The 3,354-nt window shown below is 69.1% G+C and carries 3 protein-coding genes and 1 pseudogene; 3 read left to right on the top strand and 1 reads right to left on the bottom strand.

All coding sequences use genetic code 11. The features are described from left to right. The first annotated feature begins 169 nt into the window (after window positions 1–169). The 3 genes from VGZ32_RS23270 to VGZ32_RS23260 are packed head-to-tail and all read left to right on the top strand — an operon-like array spanning window position 170 to window position 2,693. Window positions 170–1,114 carry an ABC transporter ATP-binding protein gene (locus VGZ32_RS23270; protein ID WP_326888289.1) on the top strand — a complete coding sequence of 315 codons (945 nt, stop codon included), beginning with the start codon at window positions 170–172 and terminating at the stop codon, window positions 1,112–1,114. Then, window positions 1,111–2,478: an ABC transporter permease gene (locus VGZ32_RS23265; RefSeq protein ID WP_326888288.1), complete on the top strand. Its 1,368-nt coding sequence runs from the start codon at window positions 1,111–1,113 to the stop codon at window positions 2,476–2,478. Before VGZ32_RS23270 ends, VGZ32_RS23265 begins: the two co-directional genes overlap by 4 nt. 50 nt (window positions 2,479–2,528) lie before the next feature. Beyond that, window positions 2,529–2,693: a hypothetical protein gene (locus tag VGZ32_RS23260; protein ID WP_326888287.1), complete on the top strand. Its 165-nt coding sequence runs from the start codon at window positions 2,529–2,531 to the stop codon at window positions 2,691–2,693. 273 nt (window positions 2,694–2,966) lie between these two features. Here VGZ32_RS23260 and VGZ32_RS23255 read toward each other — a convergent pair. Next, window positions 2,967–3,354, bottom strand: a pseudogene (locus tag VGZ32_RS23255) (hydrolase); the annotation flags it as partial.

The raw sequence follows: 3,354 nt of genomic DNA, 5'->3' as shown, positions 1-3,354 counted from the left end.
CGACAACCATGTGCTGCGGGATGCGGGCCAGGCCGGAGTTTTCTGCTCTTTGTTCCCCAGCCGACGTTTGTTCCTTGGGATTTCAGCCGTCTTAGGGCTTAGCGCCGTCCCACGGGGTAGAGACCTCGGAGTCGAATGGTCGAATGAGTGCTAGGTGAGGGAGGGGTGCATGGATACGGCCGTCGCGGTGATGGGACGCGGCATCACCAAGGTCTTCGGTGATGTCGTCGCGCTCGACCATGTCGATGTGAGCATGGCGCGAGGTCAGATCCACGGCTTGGTCGGCCCGAACGGTGCCGGCAAGACCACGCTTCTGGGCCTGTTCCTGGGCTTGGCCGTCGCCGACGAGGGAAGTCTGGAGATCCTCGGCAATCCGGTCGGACGTGCACTGGCCGCACCCGACGGTGTCTCAGGGTTCGTCGACGGGCCTGGCCTCTACCCCACTCTCACCGCGAAGCAGAACCTTACGACGCTGGTAGCGTTGCGCCCTAATGACGCGATCGCCGCGGGTGTCGACGAGGCTTTGGCGGAGGTCGGGCTCACCGAGGTCGCCGATGACAAGGTCCGCGGCTTCTCCCTGGGCATGCGCCAGCGGCTGGGGCTGGCCGCGGCGTTGCTGACCGGGCCGCGGCTGCTGGTGCTCGACGAGCCGTCCAACGGCCTGGACCCGGCCGGCAAGAAGCACGTACACGGTGTCCTGCGTCGGCTCGCGGCCGAGGGCGCCACGGTCGTCCTCTCCAGCCATCGGATGGACGATGTGGAGGCGCTGTGTTCCGAGGTCACCATCCTGGCCACCGGGCGCGTGGTGTTCTCCGGCCCGTTGAAGAAGCTCTCCGATGACAACCGCGAACTCGACTACCGGCTGCGCACCTCGGATCCGTCCGCCGCTCGCGCCGTCGCGGTCGAGACGCCCGGCATAAGCGTCGTCGAAGGCTCCGACGCCGCGGCGCGACCGGACACCGACGTGATCGTCGTACGCGCGCGGGTGACGGCTATGGACGATCTCGTGGCGCGGATCGTGCGCGCGGAAATCGCGGTGCGCGAGTTGGCGCCCATCGTCTCGCCGCTGGAAGCGGCGTTTCTCGCCCTCACCGAGCAGGAGGCCGGCCGATGACCGCGACCGTCGCTGACGCCCCCGCCGGGGCTGGGGCCGGGACGGCGGGCGGGCGCCCGGTCCTGGTGGCCCGCATCCTCAACTTCGAGCTGGTCAAGCAGTTCTCCACCTGGCGGGTACGCCTGCTGATGCTGCTGAGCTGGCTCGGTCCGGGCCTGGTGGTGTTCGCGGTCGACCATCAGGGCACTTTGCCGTCGGACACCCTGTTCGGCCGGGAGATGCACGCCACCGGCTGGGCCGGGTCGTTGGTCGTGCTCGGCGTCGCCGGCACGTGGGTGCTGCCGCTGCTCGCGTCGGTGGTCGCCGGCGACGTGTTCTCCTCCGAGGACCGGCTGGGCACCTGGCGCCACCTGCTCATCGCGGTCCGCTCGTACCGGCGGATCTTCGCGGCCAAGGCGATCGCCAGCCTCACCGTAGTCGTGCTGGGCCTGGTCGGCCTGGCCGTCTCCAGCGTGATCGGCGGACTGCTCGCGGAGGGCAACCAGCCGCTGGTCGGCCTGGACGGCCACCAGCTCACCGGCGGGGAGGCGGGCGGCAAGGTCCTGCTGGCCTGGCTCTGCGTGCTGGCGCCGACGCTCGCCCTGGCGGCCATCGGACTGCTCGGGTCCGTCGCGCTGGGCCGATCCCCGATGGGCCTGCTCCTGCCGATGATCGCCGCTCTCGGGATGCAGGTGGCGCAACTGCTGCCGCTGCCGGTCGCGGTGCGCCTGGCGCTGCCCGGTTACGCGTTCATCTCCTGGAACGGCCTTTTCACCGATCCCCAGCAACTCGGGCCGTTGTTGATCGGCGTCGGGGTCGGCCTGGTGTGGGCGGTCGTCGCGACGGCGCTGGCCTACCTGGTGTTCCTCCGTCGGGACTTCACCAACCTCAACAACGACGGCGCGGGACGCAGGGCGCTGACTCTGGGTGTCCTCCCGCTGGCCGGTGTGCTGGCCGTGACGATCGGCGTCGTCGCCGTCTCGACCGGGGCGAGCGGCTCCGGCATCGAACAGGCCAAGATCCAGCGGTCGATGACCACGGCGTTCGCCCACCTCTACCGGCTCCAGCAAGCGCAGATGCGCCAGCCGCCGGTGACCGAAGCGCAGCTGAAGACCTCCACGGTGTGTGGCAAGAGCGAAGGGCTCGGCGCACAGAGCGGACCGGGGAACGACTGGCGCTGCACGGTCTTCTGGGTCGTCCCCGGTGACAACGTCACAGCCCAAGCCATTTACCAGCTCAACGTCACCGCGAACGGGCGGTACATCGCCGACGGAGACGGACCGGTGCAAGTGAACGGCTACTTCCTCATCGCCACTGCGGGACAGGTCGTGCCGAATCCGCTGTGGCAGTTCGACGGCAACGTCGATCTGCTCGCCAGTCACTGATGAGCCAGCCGCTCATGAGTCGGCGTGTTGCTCGTGACGCCCGTGCGGGCGTGAGGGCGGTGGGGTCGCTCGTCAACGCCGTGCGCAACGTCGGCCCGACCTCCCGGCAGATCGCCGACACGGCGGCCGGACACGTCGACGCGATCCGGGAACGCGGCGTCGACGACGCCAGCCCGCTCGGCGCCACCCGGTGGCCGCCGGACCGGGCCTGCTGATCACCGATCGGGACGGCGCCCTTAGCGGGCGCCGTCCCGAACTTCCTCGCCGCGCCCACGGTGCTGCCCGGCGACCTGCTGCGCATCCTCGCCGACTGATGGCAGCCATGACGGGATTGGTTCGGCGGAGCGTCTCTCGGATCCCTTGCCGTGGCGGATGTACGACTGCCCCCGCCGCGCGTTGCGGCGGGGGCAGTTGCCCGATCACGGGGATCCTTGCTCAGGATCCCGGCTCGTTCCCGAACCGGACTCGGTCCGGGACCGGCGGATCCGTCAGCTCACGTTGAGCGCGGTGTCGTCGAGGACGAACGAGGTCTGGTACTCGAAGTCCTCTGCGCCTGTGAACTTGAGGGTGACCTTCTGGCCGGCGTACGACGCGAGGCTGAAGGTGTGCTGCGCGTAGCCGGTGTTGTGGTTGAGGTTGGAGTAGGTGGCCAGGGTCCCCAGCACCGAGCCGGAGCTGTTGAGCACCTGGACCTTGAGGGTGTCGTAGGCGGTTGTCTTGGACGTCTCCGCGGTGTCGATGTGCAGCCAGAAACTGAAGTTGTAGTTGCTGCACCCGCTGGGCAGAGTGACCGTCTGGGCGAGGGTGTCGGTGGTGGTCGTGCCCCAGCCGTCGAGCCAGGCGTCCCAGCTTCCGCTGTGCGGCGGTTCCAGCGAG

The sequence above is a fragment of the Actinocrinis sp. genome (genome assembly GCF_035938995.1).
In the GTDB taxonomy this organism is placed as follows: domain Bacteria; phylum Actinomycetota; class Actinomycetes; order Streptomycetales; family Catenulisporaceae; genus DASZGI01.
This window is presented reverse-complemented; position numbering and strand designations above follow the sequence as displayed.